18 protein-coding genes, 1 other RNA gene and 1 pseudogene are annotated in these 21,663 nt (G+C 46.2%); 16 read left to right on the top strand and 4 right to left on the bottom strand.

Going from position 1 to position 21,663, the window contains the following annotated elements:
* Position 1: 1 nt before the first annotated feature.
* The 5 genes from JaK3_RS09985 to JaK3_RS09970 all read left to right on the top strand — a co-directional run bounded on the left by JaK3_RS09985 (position 2) and on the right by JaK3_RS09970 (position 5,096).
* Positions 2-856, top strand: coding sequence for a pirin family protein (locus JaK3_RS09985; protein ID WP_068324366.1), 855 nt, complete (start codon positions 2-4; stop codon positions 854-856).
* Entirely contained in the window at positions 857-2,029 is a 1,173-nt protein-coding gene (locus JaK3_RS09980) for a methyltransferase (protein ID WP_068324363.1), read from the top strand.
* 283 nt (positions 2,030-2,312) lie between these two features.
* On the top strand, positions 2,313-2,750 hold the full coding sequence (locus JaK3_RS10960) for an energy transducer TonB (protein WP_082786434.1): 438 nt from the start codon (positions 2,313-2,315) through the stop codon (positions 2,748-2,750).
* Positions 2,751-2,753: 3 nt separating this feature from the next.
* On the top strand, positions 2,754-2,933 hold the full coding sequence (gene hemP, locus JaK3_RS09975) for a hemin uptake protein HemP (protein WP_068324360.1): 180 nt from the start codon (positions 2,754-2,756) through the stop codon (positions 2,931-2,933).
* A gap of 84 nt (positions 2,934-3,017) precedes the next feature.
* Positions 3,018-5,096 carry a TonB-dependent receptor family protein gene (locus JaK3_RS09970; RefSeq protein ID WP_082786433.1) on the top strand — a complete coding sequence of 693 codons (2,079 nt, stop codon included), beginning with the start codon at positions 3,018-3,020 and terminating at the stop codon, positions 5,094-5,096.
* A gap of 77 nt (positions 5,097-5,173) precedes the next feature.
* On the opposite strand, the gene ssrA is transcribed toward JaK3_RS09970, so the two are convergent.
* The 4 genes from ssrA to ompA form a co-directional block, all read right to left on the bottom strand.
* Positions 5,174-5,532, bottom strand: a transfer-messenger RNA (tmRNA) gene (gene ssrA / locus JaK3_RS09965).
* A 60-nt stretch (positions 5,533-5,592) separates the two neighbouring features.
* On the bottom strand, positions 5,593-6,273 hold the full coding sequence (locus tag JaK3_RS09960) for an HAD family hydrolase (RefSeq protein ID WP_068324357.1): 681 nt from the start codon (positions 6,271-6,273) through the stop codon (positions 5,593-5,595).
* Positions 6,274-6,281: 8 nt separating this feature from the next.
* Entirely contained in the window at positions 6,282-6,971 is a 690-nt protein-coding gene (ubiG, locus tag JaK3_RS09955; protein ID WP_068324354.1) for a bifunctional 2-polyprenyl-6-hydroxyphenol methylase/3-demethylubiquinol 3-O-methyltransferase UbiG, read from the bottom strand.
* A gap of 96 nt (positions 6,972-7,067) precedes the next feature.
* Positions 7,068-7,637 carry an outer membrane protein OmpA gene (gene ompA, locus JaK3_RS09950; protein ID WP_068324352.1) on the bottom strand — a complete coding sequence of 190 codons (570 nt, stop codon included), beginning with the start codon at positions 7,635-7,637 and terminating at the stop codon, positions 7,068-7,070.
* Between the two features lie 159 nt (positions 7,638-7,796).
* Between ompA and gyrA the strand changes: the two genes are divergently transcribed.
* The 11 genes and pseudogenes from gyrA to JaK3_RS09895 all read left to right on the top strand — a co-directional run bounded on the left by gyrA (position 7,797) and on the right by JaK3_RS09895 (position 21,641).
* Positions 7,797-10,505 carry a DNA gyrase subunit A gene (gene gyrA / locus JaK3_RS09945; protein WP_068324350.1) on the top strand — a complete coding sequence of 903 codons (2,709 nt, stop codon included), beginning with the start codon at positions 7,797-7,799 and terminating at the stop codon, positions 10,503-10,505.
* Positions 10,506-10,531: 26 nt separating this feature from the next.
* Positions 10,532-11,629: a 3-phosphoserine/phosphohydroxythreonine transaminase gene (gene serC / locus JaK3_RS09940; protein WP_068324347.1), complete on the top strand. Its 1,098-nt coding sequence runs from the start codon at positions 10,532-10,534 to the stop codon at positions 11,627-11,629.
* Positions 11,629-12,708 (top strand): prephenate dehydratase, encoded by a 1,080-nt coding sequence (gene pheA, locus JaK3_RS09935; protein WP_068324344.1) that lies wholly within the window; start codon positions 11,629-11,631, stop codon positions 12,706-12,708. Before serC ends, pheA begins: the two co-directional genes overlap by 1 nt.
* Positions 12,709-12,750: 42 nt before the next feature.
* Positions 12,751-13,869: a histidinol-phosphate transaminase gene (gene hisC / locus JaK3_RS09930; protein ID WP_068324341.1), complete on the top strand. Its 1,119-nt coding sequence runs from the start codon at positions 12,751-12,753 to the stop codon at positions 13,867-13,869.
* Positions 13,870-13,884: 15 nt separating this feature from the next.
* Positions 13,885-14,766 carry a prephenate dehydrogenase gene (locus JaK3_RS09925; RefSeq protein WP_068324339.1) on the top strand — a complete coding sequence of 294 codons (882 nt, stop codon included), beginning with the start codon at positions 13,885-13,887 and terminating at the stop codon, positions 14,764-14,766.
* An 8-nt stretch (positions 14,767-14,774) separates the two neighbouring features.
* Positions 14,775-16,094 (top strand): 3-phosphoshikimate 1-carboxyvinyltransferase, encoded by a 1,320-nt coding sequence (gene aroA, locus JaK3_RS09920; RefSeq protein WP_150114271.1) that lies wholly within the window; start codon positions 14,775-14,777, stop codon positions 16,092-16,094.
* Positions 16,095-16,108: 14 nt separating this feature from the next.
* Complete coding sequence (gene cmk, locus JaK3_RS09915; RefSeq protein ID WP_068324332.1) at positions 16,109-16,771, top strand: (d)CMP kinase; 663 nt, start codon at positions 16,109-16,111, stop codon at positions 16,769-16,771.
* A gap of 143 nt (positions 16,772-16,914) precedes the next feature.
* On the top strand, positions 16,915-18,588 hold the full coding sequence (gene rpsA, locus JaK3_RS09910) for a 30S ribosomal protein S1 (protein WP_068324328.1): 1,674 nt from the start codon (positions 16,915-16,917) through the stop codon (positions 18,586-18,588).
* A 52-nt stretch (positions 18,589-18,640) separates the two neighbouring features.
* Positions 18,641-18,979 (top strand): annotated as a pseudogene (locus JaK3_RS09905) (integration host factor subunit beta); the annotation flags it as partial.
* A 66-nt stretch (positions 18,980-19,045) separates the two neighbouring features.
* Positions 19,046-20,257 (top strand): lipopolysaccharide assembly protein LapB, encoded by a 1,212-nt coding sequence (gene lapB, locus JaK3_RS09900; RefSeq protein WP_068324322.1) that lies wholly within the window; start codon positions 19,046-19,048, stop codon positions 20,255-20,257.
* Positions 20,258-20,276: 19 nt separating this feature from the next.
* Entirely contained in the window at positions 20,277-21,641 is a 1,365-nt protein-coding gene (locus tag JaK3_RS09895; RefSeq protein WP_068324319.1) for a UDP-glucose dehydrogenase family protein, read from the top strand.
* Positions 21,642-21,663: the final 22 nt, after the last annotated feature.

Here is a 21,663-nt window from a genome sequence, read left to right as displayed (position 1 = left end):
CATGATCCGCAATATTCAAACCATTATTCCTGGCATTGCCACCTCTGATGGTGCGGGTGTGAAATTGCGCCGTAGTCTTGGTGGGCAGAATCAAGTGAGGCTAGACCCTTTTTTGATGCTCGATGAATTTTCTTCAAATGATCCAAACGACTACGTGGCAGGCTTTCCAGCCCACCCGCATCGAGGGTTTGAGACGGTGACCTATATGCTAGAAGGTCATATGCTGCATGAGGATCACCTTGGAAATCAAGGCCATCTTAAGACTGGTGGAGTGCAGTGGATGACAGCAGGGCGCGGCATCATTCATTCAGAGATGCCGCAACAGGTGAGTGGCGCTATGCGCGGCTTTCAGTTGTGGATCAACTTACCCGCCAAAGAAAAGATGAAGGCGGCTGGGTATAAAGATATTCAGATGGAAGATATTCCTAAGGTTGTTTTAGAAAGTGGTGGCTCAGTGAAAGTCATTGCCGGAGGTTATAGCCATGAAGGAAATGAAATTCAAGGTCCGATTCAGGGAATTACTACAACCCCTTTATTTTTGGATGTGCATTTGCCGTCCAATGCTGAATTTGAGCACCGCATTCCTAAAGAGCTCAATGCGTTTGTTTATGTTTACGAAGGCGATCTAGAAATTGGTGGCCCCATGAGATCCGTTCCAAAGCAGGCAGCTATTGTTCTTGGAGATGGAGATCGTTTAAAGGCGAAAGCAGGCGCTACTGGTGCGCAATTTATTGTTTTGGCAGCCTTGCCACTTCATGAGCCCATCGTTCAATACGGCCCTTTTGTTATGAATACCCGTACCGAGATTGAACAGGCTATTGATGATTATCAAAATAACCGTTTTGTGGTTTCCTAGGTGACCTCATCAACAACTCTTCATTGGGAAGATGGCGGAAAAGTACATAGCGCCAAGTGGCACTCTGAAAATGGTATTGCTCCCCATAAAAAGATTCAGATCGCAGACGACACTCTGACTGCTGATATTGCTTATCGCTTGGCTTGTGAAGGCACGGCAATGCTATACAAGGGCGACTTTCAGAATGCCCGACAGCTTTTGCAGGCTTTGGTGCGAAGAGTAGACAAGCCTTCCAAGAAATCCTCTAGAGCTAATCGGGTGGCAAAAGAGAAAACCAAAAGCCCGCTGGATACATTCAATCTTCACCGCCTTGCCCAATCACAGCGTGCTCGTATTTTGGGGATGGTATTAATTCCAGTAAATGCAGATCACAGCATTCCTTTAAGACGTGCTCCAGATGTCGCCCAAGCTTGCCTCGAAGCTTATGGTGAGCAGATTGAACCTTACGTCATTTCCCTTCGTGAATTGCTTGGCGTCATAAGCGCCCATGAATGGCGCAAAACGGGTGTGCAAGTTCTTACTAGAGATGATGAAGAGGTTCGCATTCATCCGCACTATGGCGTGTTCTCGCCTGTACGCGGTGAGTATATTGAGTTGGTATTAAAGACTCCGCTACCAGCCGCCATCAAGAAAAATTCAACTGCTTTTGATATTGGCGCGGGCACTGGTGTGCTTGCGGTTGTATTGGCTTTGCGAGGAATTCAGAAGATTGTTTGTACGGATTTAGATGAACGAGCAATCGCATGTGCACAAGAAAATATTGAACGTCTAGATTTGCAATCTCAAATAGATGTTCTTAAGACTGATTTGTTTCCATCGGGCAAGGCGGCGCTCATTGTTTGCAATCCACCATGGCTGCCAGCTAGGCCAAGTTCTTCTCTCGAGCACGCGGTATATGACCCCGAGAGTCAAATGTTAAAAGGCTTTTTGAGTAACTTAAAGAATCATTTACTCGATGACGGTGAGGGCTGGTTAATTCTGTCTGACTTGGCTGAGCATTTGGGTTTGAGATCAAGAGATGAACTTCTTCAATGGATTGAGCAAGCAAACTTAAAAGTTCTCGCACGCGTTGATACCAAGCCAACGCATCATAAGGCGTTTGATCAAACGGATGCATTACATGCAGCGCGCTCTAAAGAAGTAACTTCACTTTGGCGTTTAGAGCTAAAGTAGTAACACAACAATAGCCCTACGAACCCCGTCCCCATAGGGATTGTGGTTGTTTATCAAATGCATCATCCTTAAAATGTTTGTGAAGAGTCCGTAGGTACTGAAAGTTTTGTCAGTCCAACTACCTACTCTTTGCTTGTTTAACTTTTAAGGAAGTCATTTGCTCTGTAGTTTTCCGCCTAGAAATACTTTGATTATTTCAGGTGTAGTCACAATCCATCTTTTGGCTTTCCTATTCTTTGCACCTTCATCTTATGAGGGTGAAAGATCATTCACTTCAGAATCCATGATGGTGAATTTAGTCAATCTACGCACACATCAACCTAGTCAGCGTAAATATGCGTCAATACCTAAAACAGCCGCAATTACCTCCATAGAAAATCTCAACCCCAGCCCCTCTGAGGGATCTTCTGTAAGCAGTAGCGAGAGAGGGGGCGGCCACTCATCGAGCTTAATTGCTAGGCAAGTTCTACATAACCCCAAGCCAAACTATCCCTTGTTAAGTAGAAAGCTCAGGGAGCAGGGCTTGGTGATGATTAAGTTGTGTGTTAACCAGGGTGGTTTTGTTGATGAGGCTAGCGTTTCCAAGAGCTCGGGATTTCAAAGTTTGGATAGGTCGGCGCTCGCCACCTTGTCGCAATGGAGATTTCTACCACTTTCTTCAGCTCTCAATTCCTCTTCGCAGTGTTTTCAGGCCCCCGTTCATTTTAGTTTGGAGGGGTAGCGCTTGACCAATTACAAAACCGCAGATCTAGATTTGAAATGCATTCGCTCAGACGAGATTTTGCCAAAAACAATTTCAAGTGAGACCCTGCTTGGTCGAGGCAAGCAAATGTTTATTACGCATGACGGACACACTTATCAATTGCGCATTACTAAATTGGGAAAACTCATTCTGACGAAGTAAAAATGAAATAGCTTACTAGCCAGCAAGAGCATCTTCATATGCATATAGCCAGCGATTTTTTGTTGTTATCACTGGAGATGGTATATGAAGCATCAAGATGTTTTGCGTTATCAAAATAGGCTCGCCTGGTTGTCATCAATTGCATTGTTATGTGGGAGTGCTTTTTCAAGTTGGGTAAAAGCTCAAGATATTGAATTACCCAGAATTGATATTGTTGGTCGTGAGCAAAATGCCTCTAGCAAAATTCCTGGGACAGTCGATGTGATTGATCAAAAGAGGATGGAGGAGTTGCAGCCTCAATCATTACAGGATGTTTTAAGAACGGTTCCTGGCGTCAATATTCGAGGGGATGAGGGTGGATTTGGCGCCATTCCTAATATTGGTATTCGAGGCTTGAATCCCAGTCGTAGCTCTAAAGTGCTGCTGCTAGAGGATGGCGCTCCAATTCAGCCTAGTCTATTTATTTCCAATGCTTCCTATTACAGCCCGCCAGTTGAGCGCATTGGTGGGATTGAGGTATTAAAGGGCGCATCAGGTCTTCAGTATGGCCCCTCAAATATTGGTGGGGTCATTAACTACCTTACTAAAACACCATCACAAGGTTTTAAGTTAACCGGTAAGGTTGGTAACTATGGATATCGCTTGGCGGAGATAGAGGCCGGAGGTAAGTCATCCACTAATGGTGCAATTGGCGGAATTAACTTGATTCAGTCGGAGTCCAGCGGGTATCAAGGAAATGGTTTTAAGATGTACGACATCTTAATGAAGGGCGGCATTGAGATTGCACAGAATCAGTGGCTAAGCGTCAAGTACACCCATTACGATAACAATATCAATACATCCTATGTGGGTCTGCGCCCCACCCAGTACATCAATCGCACTAAAGATAACCCAGCGCCAAACGATCGTTTTATTACCCAAAGAAATGCCGTAGATATCAATCACTCTTTGGAAATTGATTCAGATACCAAAATCAATACTTTGCTGTATTGGAGCAAGTTATCTCGAGACTATTGGCGACAAAGTATTGTGAAACGCACTCAAGATGCCACGATTTTTAAGGCTTGTAATGTGGGTGCTGACTGTTTAGTTGGTCGTAATCGAGAGTTCCAAATGTTGGGTTTAGATTCTCGAATTAATCATGCATATAAGGCTTTGGGTATTGCCAACGAGGCAGAGTTTGGTGTGCGTTTGCACACTGAATCCCAAATCAATCAGTTGGTGAGCTCAAAAACATTAGCGTATTCCGGGCGAGTTTCGCTACATGAGGAAAATAAGGCCAACTCGATTGCCCTATATGGACAGAATAGGTTCCTGTTAACCGAAAACTTCGCTTTAATTCCAGGGGTGCGAGTTGAAAGCTATAACCAAACTCGCTCAAATGTGATCACTGGTAAATCGGGTAGCGCCAAGAATGTGGAAATTATTCCGCAAATTGGGGCGACATGGCAACTCATACCGCAGGCGCAAGCCTATGGCAGTATTTACAAAGGATTTGCACCAGCTCAATTGGCTACGGCGATTGACGATAAGGGGGTCGATCAGCAATTGGCACCAGAGCGCTCCACTAATATGGAATTAGGTTTGCGTGGACGCTCTGGCGCGTTTTCTTATGACTCCGCTGTCTTTAGTATGAACTTTAGCAATCAAATTGTGAACCAAAGTTTGGCTGCGGGAATTTCCAAAGCTAACGGGGGTAAGAGTTTGCATCAGGGGGCTGAGGCATCCCTAGGTTATGAGGTGGGCCATGGTTGGGCTATTAATGCCAACGCTACCTACATACCGGTTGCAAAGTTTGTTGGGACGAATTCTTTAGGGCGTGATGGCAATCGCATTCCTTATACCCCTAAGCTCACATCTAATCTTGGTGTGAGTTATGAAAAGAATGGTTTCAATACTTTGGTTAGCCTGAATTATGTTTCCAAGCAATATGCTGACTCAGCAAATACTGTTGCTCCAAATGCCATCGGAACTTTAGGAGAGGTGCCTGCCTTTACGACAGTCAATTGGAGTGCTAACTACGCCATTAATAAAGACTGGAAAGTATTTGGAGTAATCAATAACGTATTTGATAAGCGCTATATTTCTAGTCGCAGTCCTGATGGCATTTTTGCTGGAGCACCACTTAACTTTCAGGCTGGCATGAGTTATCAGTTTAATTAATGCATCTTATTAACTCGTTTTGAGGAAAACAAAACGCCACCTCGGTAGGTGGCGTTTGTTCGTTACAGACTTCAAATTGGTGGAACCGGCGGGAATCGAACCCGCGTCCGCAAATCCTCCACAACAAGTTCTACATACTTAGTCATATCATTTAATTTAATCAGTTAGGCACGGACTGACACGTTCCTCACTGACGATTCACTAAGTTTTCGTACTATTCTTCGTGACACAAAATAGTCTTATCTCTTGTATATGACCCTGATGTAGCTTGCGCTACCTGACCCAAGAGAGAATCAGTTCAGGGGCAACCGCAATTAAGCGGCTAGTGCGTAACGTTCGTCGTTAGCAGTTATTACATTCCCATTGATTTACGAGATAACGGGTCCTCGGTATGCCCTTGATGCTTTGTAATCCACGTCGAAACCATGTCGGTCCCAGATTGCATGCATTGGAACTTCTTATTTTAAAGCTGATAGCTTTAAATTGTTGAATATCTTTATTCCTTGTTGGGAAAGATGATTTGCAACAAATCCAGGGGATTGTTAGCGATGTAATCAGCCCCCCAAGCCTCTGGAGGCTCTTTACAGCCACAGTAGCCATAAGCGGCAGCCACAGTCTTCATCCCCGCGGCTTTACCTGCCAAAACGTCTCTAATATCGTCCCCAACATAAATTGATTTGCTTGGATCGATATTGCTAGTTCTGGCTGCGTGGAGAATCGGCTCTGGATGCGGCTTTGAGAATGGTGTTGTGTCGCCAGAAACAGTGGAAACAGCTCGCTGACGTAGACCCATGAGATCGGTTAGCGGATTGGTAAAGCGCTCACTTTTGTTGGTGATTATTCCCCAGGGCAGGCTCGCAGCATCCATTTGATCCAATAAATGGTCAATTCCATCAAATAGTTTGCTATCTACTAGGAGTGCTTTTTCATAATTACTGAAAAACTCATCACGAAGTGCAACAAAATCCTCATGATCTGGGCTGATCCCAAAGGCGCCCTCAAGTAAGCCGCGAGCTCCAGCTGAGGCATAAGGGCGCAGAAACTCATATGGTTTAGGAGTGAGGTTACGGGCAACTAACAATTTGTTGGTTGCTGCAACCAAATCTGGTGCGGTATCCGCTAGCGTGCCATCTAGATCAAAAAAGATGCCTTCATAGGGGCTGAAAAGCTTGCTCATCTATCGAATTACTTTCTGACGGCGATCATGTAGTTCACATCCACATCATCACCTAGGCTATACACCTGAGTTAGTGGGTTGTAGCTCAATCCTTTGATGCCAGCCATCTCCAGACCTGCATGACGTGTAAACGCAACTAACTCAGAAGGCTTGATGAATTTGGCGTATTCGTGAGTGCCTTTAGGAAGCAGTTTAAGAATATATTCGGCGCCAATAATCGCAAATAAGTAGGACTTAGGGCTGCGATTGAGGGTGCTAAAAAATAATGTGCCCCCAGGTTTGCAGAGTTTGGCGCAAGCACGGACTACAGATGCTGGATCAGGTACGTGCTCAAGCATTTCCATGCAGGTCACAACGTCATATTGTTCCGGTTGCTCTTCTGCAAGTGCTTCTGCAGAGATAGAGCGATATGTGAGGTTTGCACCCACTTCAAGTGCATGTAACTCAGCTACTTTGAGAGCCTTTTCAGATAAATCAATACCAGTTGTATCTGCACCTGATTGTGAAATCGACTCTGCCAATATGCCGCCACCGCAACCAATATCAACGACCTTCTTACCTTCCAGATCAACAAAGGATTTAATCCATCCTAGACGGAGAGGGTTGATAGCATGCAGGGGCTTGAATTCGCTATTAGGATCCCACCAGCGATGGGCTAGGGCGCTAAATTTGGCGATTTCTGACTGGTCGACGTTCATAATGATTGGCTATCTGTGAAGCTATTGAAGAAGTCTATGAATATAGCGGAAATAAAAAAGCCCGCTAGAAGCGGGCTTTTTTACAAGTAAAGTGAATTACTTAGCTGCTGTACCAACAACTTCGATGTCAGTACGGCGGTTCTTAGCGCGGCCTTCAGCAGTTGCATTTGATGCAACTGGATTGCTCTTGCCTTTAGATTCTGTGTAGATACGGCTACCGTCAACACCCTTGCTTACCAAGTATGCTTTAACGGATTGCGCACGACGCTGACCGAGGGCCATGTTGTATGCATCTGTACCAACGCTATCAGTATTACCAACAGCAATAATTACTTCCAACTTGATCTTGCTCAAATCTTTAGCGATCTTGTCCAAAGTAGCTTTGCCTTCTGGCTTCAATGTAGCTTTGTCAAAGTCATAAAGTGTGTCAGCTTGCAAAGTGATCTTGCTTTGGCTAACGCCAGAGGCAGCTGCTTTAGGAGCCAATGCACCATCGCAACCTTTAGCTGCAGTAGCAGGTGTCCAGTTGTTATCGCGCCAGCACAATGTGCCATCGCCGTTTTTCCAATTCAAGCCAGAGCTGTTTTCCCAGTTATCAGATGCAATTGCTGCAGTAGCAGAAACAGTGATAACAGAAGCCAGCAACACTTTTAGGGTTTTGTTCATTTTTAGTCCTCAAAAATCTCTTTTTTAATTAAAGTCAAACTTAAATGTAATTCGCCCTACCTTGATGCAAAAACTGCAAAGCGACACATCTCAATTTCGTACAAACTGACAGAATCTTAGCATAGGGCCTACCTGTCATCAAAATGATATTATTTCCAGATGGAACAAGCCGCTAAAGAAACACTACCAATATCCCTCGAAGACGAAATGCGGCGGTCCTATTTGGACTACGCAATGAGTGTCATCGTCGGCAGAGCCCTGCCAGACGTGCGTGATGGCCTCAAACCGGTTCACCGCCGGGTCTTATTCGCGATGTATGAATTAAACAACGATTGGAACCGAGCTTACAAAAAATCTGCCCGTATAGTTGGCGATGTAATCGGTAAATACCACCCGCACGGTGATTCTGCGGTGTATGACACGATCGTTCGAATGGCCCAGGATTTCTCTCTGCGCTATATGCTGGTTGACGGGCAGGGTAACTTCGGCTCCGTGGACGGCGATAACGCTGCTGCGATGCGGTATACCGAGATCCGCCTCCGCAAGATCGCTCATGAGCTTTTGGCCGATTTGGACAAGGAAACGGTCGATTTTGGGCCAAATTACGACGGTAGCGAGAAGGAACCCCTGATTCTGCCTGCCAAAGTGCCTAATTTGCTCATAAATGGCAGTTCTGGTATTGCAGTGGGTATGGCGACCAATATCCCTCCCCATAACCTGGATGAGGTGGTTACAGCCTGTCTGCACGTGCTTCACAACCCAGAATGCACGATTGATGAGCTCATTGAGATCATTCCAGCCCCCGATTTCCCTACTGCCGGCATTATTTATGGCGTTCAGGGCGTCCGTGAGGGCTACCGCACTGGCCGTGGCCGTGTGGTTATGCGAGCAAAGACTCACTTTGAAGATTTGGATAAGGGCGCGCGTCAAGCCATCATCGTTGACGAGTTGCCGTATCAAGTAAATAAAAAGAACTTGCTCGAGCGCATTGCTGAGTTAGTGAACGAGAAAAAAGTTGAAGGCATTTCTGATTTGCGTGATGAATCAGATAAATCCGGTATGCGCGTTGTGATTGAGTTAAAGCGCGGCGAAGTGCCTGAAGTTGTTCTCAATAATTTGTATAAGAGCACACAGCTACAAGATAACTTCGGTATGAACATGGTGGCATTGGTGGATAACCAACCACGCTTGTTGAACTTGAAGCAAATGCTGGAGTACTTCTTGCAGCATCGTCGTGAAGTAGTTACACGTCGTACGATTTTTGAATTACGTAAAGCGCGCGATCGTGGTCACGTCTTAGAAGGTTTGGCAGTTGCATTAGCAAACATCGATGAGTTCATCGCGATCATCAAAGCTGCTGCGAACCCGGTGATTGCTAAACAAGAGTTGATGGGTAAGGCATGGGATTCATCGATGGTGCGTGAGATGCTGGCACGTGCTGAGACTGATACGCCAGGCGGCCGTAACGCTTATCGCCCAGAAGGATTGTTGCCTGAGTACGGCATGCAAACTACTGGCTTGTATCGTCTCTCTGATAGTCAAGCGCAAGAAATTTTGCAGATGCGTTTGCAACGTTTGACTGGTCTTGAGCAAGACAAGATTGTTAACGAATACAAAGAAGTGATGGCAGAGATTTCTGACTTACTCGATTTGTTGGCAAAGCCAGAGCGTGTAACTCAAGTGATTGAAACTGAATTAAAAGAAGTTCAATCTGAGTTTGGTATTGCTGGTGGTGATACTGGTCGTCGTTCATTTATTGAAATGAATGCAACCGAACTCTTCACTGAAGATTTGATTACGCCGCAAGATTTGGTGGTGACACTTTCAAATACTGGTTATATGAAGAGTCAGCCTCTGAGTGAATACCGTGCGCAAAAACGTGGTGGACGCGGTAAGCAAGCTGCTGCTACTAAGAACGAAGATTGGATTGAAACACTCTTCGTTGCGAATACGCACGATACGATCTTGTGCTTCTCTGATCGTGGTCGCATGTATTGGCTCAAGGTCTGGGAAGTTCCACAGGGAAGTCGTACTTCCCGCGGCAAACCTATCGTCAATATGTTCCCGCTGATTGAAGGCGAGAAGATTACGGTGATTTTGCCGATTAAGGGCTACCAAGACGATCAGTATGTATTCATGGCTACTAGCTTGGGTACAGTGAAGAAGACGCGTTTGTCTGACTTCTCTAACCCACGTAAGGCCGGCATTATTGCAGTTGACTTGAATGAGAACGACTTCTTGGTTGGCGCTGCCATTACAGATGGTCAACACGACGTGATGTTGTTCTCTGACGCTGGTAAAGCAGTGCGCTTTGATGAGAACGATGTTCGTCCAATGGGCCGTACTGCACGCGGAGTGCGTGGTATGAACCTAGGCGAAGGTCATCAAGTGATAGCGATGTTAGTTGCACCAGCGGAGGCTGCAGAAGGTGTTGAAGCGGCCGTGGTTGATGCAAACGGCATTGCGATTCCAAGCAGCGTATTGACTGCTACAGAGAATGGTTATGGCAAACGTACACCAATCGCTGAATACACCCGTCATGGTCGCGGCACAAAAGGCATGATTGCCATTCAGACTTCAGAGCGTAACGGCAAAGTTGTAGCAGCCGCACTGGTTTCCCCAGAAGATCAAATCATGTTGATCACTACTGGAGGTGTCTTGGTGCGTACACGTGTTTCCGAAATCCGCGAGATGGGTCGCGCTACTCAAGGCGTGACTTTGATTAACGTGGATGAAGGTACTCGTTTGTCTGGCTTGCAACGCATTGCTGAAAGCGACACCGATGATGACGCTGATGATGCAGAAGAAGGTGATGTCACTGCGGATCCAGCAACCGACTCTACTGACGACACGGCAGGTGACGCTTAAGCGTCACCTTTAGGCTCGACCACATCATGACTTTTGACCGCCGCATTTTTAATTTCGCTGCGGGGCCTGCTACTTTGCCTGAAGAGGTATTGAAGCAGGCTGCCGATGAAATGCTGAACTGGCGTGGACTCGGAACGAGCGTGATGGAAATCAGCCATCGCAGTAAAGAGTTCATGGAAGTATATGAAGAAGTCATTCAAGACCTTCGTACGCTTATGAATATCCCTGACTCTTATGAGATCTTGCTCTTACAGGGCGGTGGTCTTGGTCAAAATGCAGCGATTCCAATGAACCTCATGCCATTGGCTAAGAATGGCCCTAAGGCTGATTTCTTGGTAACTGGTGTTTGGTCAGAAAAATCCTATAAAGAAGCGCAAAAATATGGCACAGCAAATTTAGCTGCGTCCTCTGCTGCAGAAAAATTTAATACGATTCCTGCCAGATCCACTTGGCAGCTATCAAGTGATGCTGCTTACGTGCATTACTGCGCGAATGAAACTATTGGCGGCGTAGAGTTTCCGGATGTGCCAGATGTCGGCGATATTCCACTGGTTGCCGATATCTCTAGCAACATTCTGTCTAAAGAGATGGATGTGAATAAGTGCGCCGTTTGGTTTGGTGGAGCGCAAAAGAATATTGGCCCCTCTGGTGTCACGATTGTGATTGTGCGCAAAGATTTAATTGGTCACAGCATGGGCATCACCCCAACGATTTGGGATTGGGCAGTGCAAACTAATACTCAGTCCATGATTAATACCCCGCCTACGTTCTCCATCTACATGGCTGGCTTAGGCTTTAAGTGGTTGCTCAAGCAAGGCGGCGTAAAGGCAATTGAAAAACGCAATCAAGAAAAAGCGGAATTGCTCTACAACTTCTTAGATCAAAGCAGTCTGTATGAAAATCGCGTCACCAAAGAATATCGCTCACGTATGAACGTGACTTTCTTCTTAAAAGATGAAAATCTAAACGCAGAGTTTTTGGCCCAATCAAATGCAGCTGGTTTAGTTGCCTTGCGTGGTCATAAAGCTGCGGGCGGCATGCGTGCAAGCATCTATAACGCAATGCCAATTGAGGGCGTAAAAGCCTTAGTTGAATTTATGCAGGACTTTGAAAGGCGGGCTTAATGAGTACTGAAGAACAGCGCTTAGCTCCCTTGCGCGAAAAAATTGACGCACTCGATGCGCAGATATTAGATTTACTGACTCAGCGTGCAAAAGCTGCGCAAGAAGTTGGTCATGTCAAAGGAGGATTTGCGTCACCAGTCTTCCGTCCTGAACGTGAGCGCCAAGTAGTAGCGCGTTTACAAGAAATCAATAAAGGTCCTTTACTTCCAGATGGCATCGCTGCTATTTGGCGTGAGGTGATGTCAGCTTGTAGGGCTTTAGAAGCTCGTCAAACAATTGCTTACCTTGGTCCAGTCGGAACATTTTCCGAACAGGCTGCACAAACGTATTTCGGTCACTCCATTGCAGGTTTGCCATGCGCAAGTTTGGATGAAGTATTTAAGTCAGTAGAGAAGGGCGCGGCGCAATTTGGTGTAGTGCCTGTAGAAAACTCTAGCGAAGGTGCGATTTCTCGCACATTAGATTTGTTGCTTGATTCATCAATGCGCATTAGCGGGGAAGTTGTTTTGCCAATTCGCCATCATCTTTTAACGAAGAGCGGCAATTTAGATGGCGTAACAACAGTGTGTGCGCATGCTCAGGCTTTGGCCCAATGCCAACAGTGGTTAAGTGTTCATGCTCCGCAACTTAAGCGTCAAGCAGTGAGTAGTAATGCCGAGGCAGCACGAATGGCGGCCGCAGATCCATCATTAGCTGCCATTGCAGGTGATCCTGCGCAAGAAGCTTATGGCCTTCAGGCTGTTGCTGCGCAAATTCAGGATGATCCCCATAACCGCACCCGTTTCGTTGTGGTGGGCAATTACGCATGTCAATCAACCGGCAAGGATCAAACTTCCTTAGTTCTTTCTGTAGATAACCAGCCTGGTGCTGTGCATCGTTTATTGGCGCCGCTAGCTAAGCATGGTGTTTCGATGAATCGCTTTGAATCACGCCCTGCACGCAAAGGCACTTGGGAATATCACTTCTATATTGATATTGCTGGTCATGCTGATGATGACAAAGTAGTGAAGGCACTGGAAGAGCTGAGAGGTGTCGCTGCTTTCTATAAGAATCTCGGTTCTTATCCGCACTCTGCATGATTGATACCTAAAAATAACCAAATTAAGTTAGTAAAAATTCGAATGACATCCAAGATTGGCTTAAAACACATTCATGCGATTGCCCCTTATGTTGGTGGGCGACCGATCAGTGAAGTTGCGCGCGAATATGGCTTGGATGAAAGCAAGATTGTGAAATTAGCCTCCAATGAAAATCCATTGGGTATGCCTAAATCAGCACAAGATGCCATGCTCAAAGCGGCAAGTGATCTAGGCCGTTATCCAGATTCCAATGGCTTTGAGCTAAAGAATGTCCTTGCCGCACGCCTTGGTGTTCCAACAGATTGGATTACGTTAGGTAATGGCAGTAACGATATTTTGGAATTAGCTGCGCGTGCAGTCGCTCAAGCCGGTGATGAGGTTATTTTTTCCAAACATGCTTTTGCTGTTTACCCTCTCGCCACCCAAGCTGTTGGCGCAAAGGCTGTTGAAGTTCCAGCTACTGCTATTTATGGACATGACTTGCCGGCGATGTTAGCGGCCATTAAGTCATCTGGCGATAAAGCAAAACTTGTTTTTGTAGCTAATCCAAATAATCCTACAGGCAGTTATTTGCCCGCCAAGGAGATTGAAGATTTTTTAGCGGCAGTGCCATCTAACGTGGTGGTGGTGCTTGATGAGGCTTATAACGAGTACCTCAGTCCAGAGCAGCGCTACGATGCAATTGCTTGGGTTAAGCGTTTCCCAAATATGATTTTGTCGCGCAGTTTTTCAAAAGCATATGGCTTGGCCGGCTTGCGGATTGGTTATGGAGTTGCCCAACCGCATTTGACTGATCTGCTCAATCGTATTCGTCAGCCGTTTAATGTGAATAGCCTGGCTCAAGCTGCAGCGATTGCCGCTTTTCAAGATAAGGAATTTTTGCAGCAAGGCTTCGAGTTAAACCGAGCTGGCTATATCCAACTGACAAAAGCTTTTGATGAGTTGGGTCTAAAGTATTTGCCATCCGCTGGAAATTTTGTCCTAGTGAAGGTAGGTGATGATGATCAAGCGGGTGCGCGCATCAATTTAGCCTTACTCAAGCGCGGCATTATTGTTCGTCCAGTGGGTAACTATGGATTGCCGCAGTGGTTGAGAATCTCGATTGGCTTGCCTGAAGAGAATGCTGCCTTTATCGATGCCTTAAAAGCAATCTTGGCTTAAGAATAAAAAATACTCATGACCATCATTAATCCAGCTAGCAATTACGGCACTGTCACCATTGTTGGTGTTGGTTTAATTGGCGCCTCATTAGGTTTGGCTCTAAAAAATGCTGGTGTTGTTACTAAGGTGCTTGGTGTTGGTCGCAGCAAAGAAAACTTAGATCAAGCGCAAAAGATGGGTGCGATTGATGGTGTGGTGGATTTGGTTGAAGCCGCCAAGCAATCTGATGTGATTGTGCTTTGTGTGCCGGTAGCGCAAATGCGCGCTGCTTTTGAGGTGCTTGAGCCACATCTTGAGCCGCGCACGATGATTACCGATGCCGGTAGCACTAAGGGCGATGTGATTTTGGCCGCCAAAGAAGTGTTGGGTAAAAAAGCGTGCCAATTTGTGCCTGCACACCCAATCGCTGGTGGTGCTCAGCATGGTGCAGCAGCAGCTAAGGCCGATTTATTTCAGGGTAAGCAAACCATTATTTGCCCGCTGCAAGAAAACTCACCTGAAGATACAGCTTTAATTACTGGCTTCTGGGAGTCCGTTGGGTCCGAGGTGAAGAAGATTGGCGTTGTACAGCACGATGCGATTTATGCCGCCGTATCTCACCTTCCGCATATTCTGTCTTATGCATTAATGGCTAGTGTTGTGAATTCTGAAGATGCTGAGCAAAAATTAAGTCATGTCGGAGCTGGTTTTAAAGACTTCACTCGTATTGCAGCTTCAAGCCCAGAAATGTGGCGAGATATTTGCTTAGGCAATCGCACTGCAATCCTGAAAGAGCTGGATCAGTATTTACTCATCGTGAACCATTTACGCAAACTCGTTGCAGAAAACGATGGTGCTGGTTTAGAGAAATTATTCAACAAGGCGAGCAAAGCACGTCAAGATTTGGACGCACTTTAATGAGCGGTTTGCCAGACATTACTATTGGGCCATTTAAGCGAGCGCAAGGTTCGATTGTGTTGCCGGGCTCAAAAAGCATCTCAAATCGAGCCCTCTTGTTGGCTGCTCTCTCGTCCGGAACTACCACTCTTAAGAATTTATTAGATGCTGATGATACGCAGGTGATGCGTAATGCCTTGCGTCAACTCGGCCTCTCTGTGATCGATAAAGAAAATAAGGTTTGTGTTGTCGAAGGTTGCGGTGGTCAGTTCCCTGTGCGCGAAGCAGACCTCTTTATGGGCAATGCAGGCACTGCGATACGTCCACTGACTGCTGCTTTAGCAATGCAAGGCGGTAACTACCATTTATCGGGTGTTGCACGCATGCATGAAAGACCAATTCGTGATTTAGTGGATGGCTTGCGCCAAGTGGGCGCAAAGATCGAATACGAATTACAAGAAGGTTATCCACCGATTCAGATATCTGCGGCAGATATTCAGATTAAAGATGTCGTCAAAGTACGTGGCGATGTATCGAGCCAATTCTTAACCGCCTTACTAATGGCTTTGCCCTTAGTAGCGAATGAACCAGTACGCATTGAAGTGATTGGCGAACTCATTTCTCGTCCTTATATTGATATCACTCTGAAGTTGATGGCGCGCTTTGGCGTGATTGTTGCTTGCCCTGATATGCAATCTTTTGTTATTCCGGCAAAAATTTCAGACTCTGTTTACAAGAGTCCCGGCCAGTTATCCGTTGAGGGCGATGCATCTTCAGCCTCCTATTTCTTGGCCCTAGGCGCTATTGGTGGTGGGCCTGTGAAGGTCTTGGGCGTTGGCAAGGACAGTATCCAGGGTGATGTGGCTTTTGCCGATGCACTCGCTTTAATGGGCGCAAACATTAATGCAGGCGAAGACTGGATTGAAGTTGCTGGCGTGAAAAATGCCAATGGCAAACTCAATGGCATCACGATTGACTGCACAGAAATTCCTGATGCAGCGATGACACTTGCAGTTGCTGCATTATTTGCTGAGGGTCCAACCCGATTAAACAGCATTGCTAGCTGGCGTGTTAAAGAAACGGATCGTATTGCGGCAATGGCAAAAGAATTAAAGAAGATTGGTGCAATCGTTGAAGAGGGTGCGGACTACATTGTGGTTCAAGCGCCCGCTTCACCTGGTGACTGGAAATCACCAAGCGAAGGCATTGATACATATGATGATCATCGCATGGCGATGTGTTTCTCATTGGCTGCGTTTGGCCCAAATGCACTCAAGATCAATGATCCAAATTGCGTAGCAAAAACTTTCCCAACGTATTTCGCAGAGTTTGCGAAAGTCGTGAGCTAACTCAAACCCTATTCATGAATCTTCCCCCAGTTATTGCAATTGATGGACCTACCGCCTCAGGCAAAGGTACGGTGGCTTCCTTGGTGGCGGAAAGGTTGGGATTTCATTATTTGGATAGCGGCGCCCTGTACCGCTTGGTTGCTCTTGCCAGCGAAAAACAGGGAATTGATGTCAAAAATGGCCCAGAATTGGGCCTTTTAGTCCCTAAGTTACTGATTTCATTCAAAAATAGTCAAATATTCCTCAATGGTGAGGATGTGACGGATGCCATTCGTGTTGAAAGTATTGGTCTGAGAGCCTCTGCTTTGGCAGTTCATCCAGAGGTCAGATCAGCTTTGGTGGGTCTGCAACGCAGTTTTCGCCAATCTCCGGGCTTGGTGGCCGACGGCAGGGATATGGCAAGCGTCATATTCCCAGATGCAGTTTTGAAGGTTTTCTTGACTGCGACAGCTGCTGCCAGAGCCGAGCGTCGCTATAAGCAATTGATAGCTAAGGGAATTTCTGCTAAACTTGAGGACTTGCTGCAAGATTTGCAAGAGCGCGATGCCAGAGACAGTAGTCGAGGTGCCGCCCCCTTGTTGGTTGCAGACGGTGCAAAAGTGCTTGAAACCTCAGATTTATCGATAGATCAAGCAGTTAAGACGGTTTTAGATTGGTATCAATCTGCAACCACCTAATTTTGTAAGTAGTTGTAGTGAGCTGTAAGTAGTAGTTTTGGCGTCTGAAGAAACTCCACAACGCATCCTTTTCATTAGCGTGTTTCTTTGAGACTTTTTTAACCTAACCCGTCAGGCCTTCTGGCGGCACAAAGTGAATACACATGTCTGAATCATTTGCAGAACTATTTGAAGAATCATTAACCCGATCGAATATGAAGACCGGCCAAGTTATTTCGGCTGAAGTTCTTCGCATCGACCATAACTTCGTCGTTGTTAACGCTGGCTTAAAGTCTGAAGCGTTTATTCCTGTTGAAGAATTCCATAACGACGCTGGCGAGATTGAAGTAGCTCCTGGCGATTTCGTTTCTGTTGCTATTGACGCTCTAGAGAACGGCTATGGCGACACAATCCTTTCCCGTGATAAAGCTAAGCGCTTGGCATCATGGATGAACTTGGAAAAAGCTCTCGAGCAAGCTGAGATCGTTACCGGTACTGTTACTGGTAAGGTTAAAGGCGGCTTGACTGTCATGGTTAACGGTATCCGCGCATTCTTGCCTGGATCACTCGTTGATACACGCCCAATCAAAGACACCAGCCCTTACGAAGGTAAGACGATGGAGTTCAAGGTTATCAAGCTCGACCGTAAGCGTAACAACGTAGTGTTGTCACGTCGTGCAGTTGTTGAAGCTAGCCAAGGTGAAGAGCGTGCTAAGTTGATGTCTAACCTTAAAGAAGGCGCAGTGGTTACTGGCCTCGTTAAGAACATCACTGATTACGGCGCATTCGTTGACCTCGGTGGTATCGATGGCCTCTTGCACATCACTGATTTGGCATGGCGTCGTGTGCGTCACCCGAGCGAGATGTTGACTGTTGGTCAAGAAGTTACCGCTAAGATTTTGAAGTTCGATCAAGAGAAGAACCGTGTTTCACTCGGCGTGAAACAACTTGGTGATGATCCATGGGTTGGTATCGCTCGTCGTTACCCACCAAACACCCGTTTATTTGGTAAGGTAACTAACCTGACTGACTACGGTGCATTCGTTGAAATCGAATCTGGTATCGAAGGTTTGGTACACGTTTCTGAAATGGACTGGACTAACAAGAACGTTGCTCCAAGTAAAGCTACTGCATTAGGAACCGAAGTTGAAGTAATGGTTCTGGATATTGATGAAGACAAGCGTCGTATTAGCTTGGGCATCAAGCAGTGCAAAGCTAATCCATGGGAAGAGTTCTCACGTGCCCAACAAAAAGGCGATAAGTTAACTGGCGCAATCAAGTCTATTACTGACTTTGGTGTGTTCATTGGCTTGCCTGGCGGTATCGACGGTTTAGTTCATCTCTCAGACCTCTCATGGAATGAGCCAGGCGAAGAGGCTGTTAAGAAATACAAAAAAGGTGACGAAGTTGAAGCCACTGTATTGGCAATTGATGTTGAGAAAGAGCGTATTTCTCTCGGTATCAAGCAATTGTCTGGTGACCCATTCAACAACTACACATCTGTCAGCGACAAGGGTAGCCTCGTTACTGGTACTGTGAAAGCAGTTGATGCTAAGGGTGCAACTATTCACTTGGCTGATGAAGTTGAAGCTTACTTACGTGCTTCTGAGATCTCAACAGATCGCGTTGAAGATGCGCGCAATGTATTGAAAGAAGGCGACAGCGTAACTGCAATGATCATCAACATTGATCGTAAGTCACGCGTTATCAATCTTTCAATCAAAGCAAAAGACAGCTCTGATCAACAAGATGCAATGAGCAAGCTCCAGGGTGATGCGCAGTCTGGCACAACCAATTTGGGTGCTTTGTTAAAAGCAAAATTGGACAATCAAGGCTAAATCAATATCGCCGCTTTCCACTAGGAGAGCGGCGATTTTTTATTGATAGATCATGACAGATCAAGAGCAACAAGCAATTACCCGCTCCGAACTAGTGGAGAGTCTTGCGGAACAGTTTCCGCAGCTTCTGCCTAGGGACGTGGAGTTGGCGGTAAAAACTTTGCTGGACACAATGACTCATGCCTTGGCTGAGGGCAAGCGTATCGAGCTGCGTGGCGTTGGAAGTTTCGTGCTTCATCATCGTCCTGCGCGCACCGGTCGTAATCCAAAGTCTGGTGAGAAAGTATTGATTCCAGAAAAACGCGTTCCACACTTTAAGCCTGGCAAAGAGCTGCGTGAGCGAGTAGATTACAAGCCTTTGAAGCAGGCGGGCCCCAAAGAGGGTTCTGGTGCCTAAGATTCAGGCTAAACCTCAGTGGTCCATTCGGGCCATTTTTTTATTTAAATTCTGCACATCATGATTCAGATAGCTACTGCTTGGTTATTGCTTCTGCCAGTCATGTTTGGCATCGGTTGGTTGGCTGCACGCTGGGACTTGCGTCTTGAGAACCGCATGGACGAGCGTGAGCGTATGCGTCAGCAGCGCTCTACATTTAAAGGCTTAAGTCTTTTGCTTAATGAGCAGCCTGATCAAGCAATTGAAACGCTAGTCAAAATTGCACAATTAGATCCAGAAACAATTGAACTCCATTTCTCCTTAGGTAATTTATTCCGCCGCCGTGGTGAGACTGAGCGTGCGATTAAGGTCCACCAACATTTAGCCAATCGCGACGATCTCAAGCCGCGTGATCGTGATCATGCCGCCTATGAATTAGGTCGTGACTTTTTGCGCGCTGGCTTGCTTGATCGCGCAGAGGCATCACTCAATCGTGTGGGCGCAGGTAAATATGCCGAGCCAGCAAAAGAAAGTTTGCTAGAGATGTATCAAATTGAGCATGATTGGAAAAAAGCCATCATTGCTGCAAGTGAGCTTGAGGGTCTGCAGGGTAAATCGCACCATACTGAGATTGCACAATTTCATTGTGAGCTTGGTCAAGAGGCATTGCGTCGTAAAGATTTAGTTGAGGCCGAGCAATCAATACAGCGCGCATTACAGGCTGTGCCTAATCATGCCCGTGCTTTAATTTTGCAAGGCGATTACTTGGTGGCTATGGATCGACCCACTCAAGCGATTGAGGCCTGGAGCATAGTTGCCAATTCTCATCCTGCATACATGCATTTATTGGCGGACCGCTGGATGTTGGCGCATGCAGCCATCAATAAAGAGGGTGAAGGTCTAGATCGTCTTTGCGAGTTACTTAAAACTCAGGCTACTGGTGAATTGCTGGACATTGCGCATAAGCACCTAATGAAAATTCGTGGCCCTCAAGCTGCAAATGCCATGTTGTCAGAAGTGATGCAGCATTCCCCAACTTTAATTGCTTTGTCAAAGTTAGCTGAAACTCGTCTTGCATTAGAAGAGGGCAGCGCTAATCCCGAGAGGTTGTTGGAGCTTCAGTCGATTCTGAATCTATTGCGTCAGCGCACAACTAGTTTGGCTCGTTATACATGTGGTAATTGCGGATTTAGAGCAAGAAGATTTTATTGGCAGTGCCCTGGCTGTAATCATTGGGAGGCATATTCCCCAAGACGTAGTGAGGGCGCCGCTCCAAGCGGCCCTTCAATGTAAAGAAATCTGGAGAAAAAGATTGAAAGTCACCATTATCGGTAGCGGTTATGTAGGTCTTGTTACTGGCGCTTGTTTAGCTGAGCAAGGCAATAATGTCTTTTGTGTGGACGTAGATCCGAAAAAGATAGCCATTCTCAATTCTGGTGGCGTGCCTATTTATGAGCCAGGCCTCAAAGAGATGATTGAGCGCAATCGCGCTGCAGGACGCTTGCAGTTTTCTACTGATATTGCTGCTTCAGTGGCCCATGGCGACATTCAATTCATCGCGGTAGGTACACCTCCGGATGAGGATGGTTCGGCTGATTTGCAATACGTTGTAGCGGCTGCGCGCAATATTGGCCGTCACATGACCACCCCTAAAGTCATTGTTGATAAATCGACGGTACCAGTGGGTACTGCCGATAAGGTGCAAACCGCCATTACTGAAGAATTAGAAAAAAGAGACTTATCTCCTGAGCTGTGCTCGGTAGTTTCTAATCCTGAGTTCTTAAAAGAAGGCGCTGCCGTAGAAGACTTTATGCGCCCAGACCGCATTGTGATTGGCACTGAATCGACTCCAGCAGGAATGCGTGCCAAAGAGCAAATGCGCAAACTCTATGCGCCATTTAATCGCCATCATGAGCGTACGTACTACATGGATGTCAAAAGTGCTGAGCTCACTAAATACGCAGCTAATGCGATGTTGGCAACCCGCATCTCATTTATGAACGAGTTGGCTAACTTAGCAGACTTAGTGGGCGCCGATATCGAGGCAGTGCGTCAAGGCATTGGTTCGGACTCTCGTATTGGTTTTGGCTTTTTGTATCCGGGCACTGGTTACGGCGGTTCTTGCTTTCCAAAAGATGTCTCTGCCTTATCGAAAACTGCTAAAGAGCATGGCAGAGAACTAAAGATTCTCGATGCTGTTGAAGCCGTTAATGAGCTACAAAAGTACACCTTAGTGCAAAAGATTGAAAAGCGCTTTGGTAAAGATCTCAAGGGCATGAAGTTCGCACTGTGGGGTTTGGCATTCAAACCTAATACTGACGATATGCGGGAAGCGCCTAGTCGTGTAATTATTGCTGAACTAGTAAAGCGTGGCGCCCAAGTGGTGGCCCACGATCCTGTAGCGATGCCAGAAGCAGGACATGCCTTAGAGGTAGACTTTAAAGGTAACCCTGACGGCCTGAAACAGGTCACCATGACAGATAATCCAATGACTGCTCTAGATGGTGCTGATGCCCTAGTCATCGTTACAGAGTGGAAGGCCTTTAGAAGTCCAGACTTTGAGCAAGTAATGCAAAAGCTGAAGCGCCCAGTCATTTTTGATGGTCGCAATCTCTATGAGCCACAAGCTATGAAGGAATTAGGTATTGAGTACTTCGGTATTGGGCGACATAATTAAGTGGATTTAAAAATAAAGATAA

It is taken from the genome of Polynucleobacter yangtzensis (genome assembly GCF_001595965.1).
GTDB lineage: Bacteria > Pseudomonadota > Gammaproteobacteria > Burkholderiales > Burkholderiaceae > Polynucleobacter > Polynucleobacter yangtzensis.
The sequence above is the reverse complement of the archived record's forward strand: the minus strand, read 5'-3'. Positions and strand labels throughout refer to the sequence as shown.

What these genes read in the sequence shown, in the direction of transcription:
- JaK3_RS09970 (WP_082786433.1), top strand. Translation starts at nt 3,018, where the DNA reads ATGAAGCATCAAGATGTTTTGCGTTATCAAAATAGGCTCGCCTGGTTG.
- JaK3_RS09985 (WP_068324366.1), top strand. Translation starts at nt 2, where the DNA reads ATGATCCGCAATATTCAAACCATTATTCCTGGCATTGCCACCTCTGAT.
- ompA (WP_068324352.1), bottom strand. Translation starts at nt 7,637, where the DNA reads ATGAACAAAACCCTAAAAGTGTTGCTGGCTTCTGTTATCACTGTTTCT.
- pheA (WP_068324344.1), top strand. Translation starts at nt 11,629, where the DNA reads ATGAGTACTGAAGAACAGCGCTTAGCTCCCTTGCGCGAAAAAATTGAC.
- JaK3_RS10960 (WP_082786434.1), top strand. Translation starts at nt 2,313, where the DNA reads ATGATGGTGAATTTAGTCAATCTACGCACACATCAACCTAGTCAGCGT.
- hisC (WP_068324341.1), top strand. Translation starts at nt 12,751, where the DNA reads ATGACATCCAAGATTGGCTTAAAACACATTCATGCGATTGCCCCTTAT.
- cmk (WP_068324332.1), top strand. Translation starts at nt 16,109, where the DNA reads ATGAATCTTCCCCCAGTTATTGCAATTGATGGACCTACCGCCTCAGGC.
- JaK3_RS09925 (WP_068324339.1), top strand. Translation starts at nt 13,885, where the DNA reads ATGACCATCATTAATCCAGCTAGCAATTACGGCACTGTCACCATTGTT.
- JaK3_RS09960 (WP_068324357.1), bottom strand. Translation starts at nt 6,273, where the DNA reads ATGAGCAAGCTTTTCAGCCCCTATGAAGGCATCTTTTTTGATCTAGAT.
- rpsA (WP_068324328.1), top strand. Translation starts at nt 16,915, where the DNA reads ATGTCTGAATCATTTGCAGAACTATTTGAAGAATCATTAACCCGATCG.
- serC (WP_068324347.1), top strand. Translation starts at nt 10,532, where the DNA reads ATGACTTTTGACCGCCGCATTTTTAATTTCGCTGCGGGGCCTGCTACT.
- gyrA (WP_068324350.1), top strand. Translation starts at nt 7,797, where the DNA reads ATGGAACAAGCCGCTAAAGAAACACTACCAATATCCCTCGAAGACGAA.
- ubiG (WP_068324354.1), bottom strand. Translation starts at nt 6,971, where the DNA reads ATGAACGTCGACCAGTCAGAAATCGCCAAATTTAGCGCCCTAGCCCAT.
- lapB (WP_068324322.1), top strand. Translation starts at nt 19,046, where the DNA reads ATGATTCAGATAGCTACTGCTTGGTTATTGCTTCTGCCAGTCATGTTT.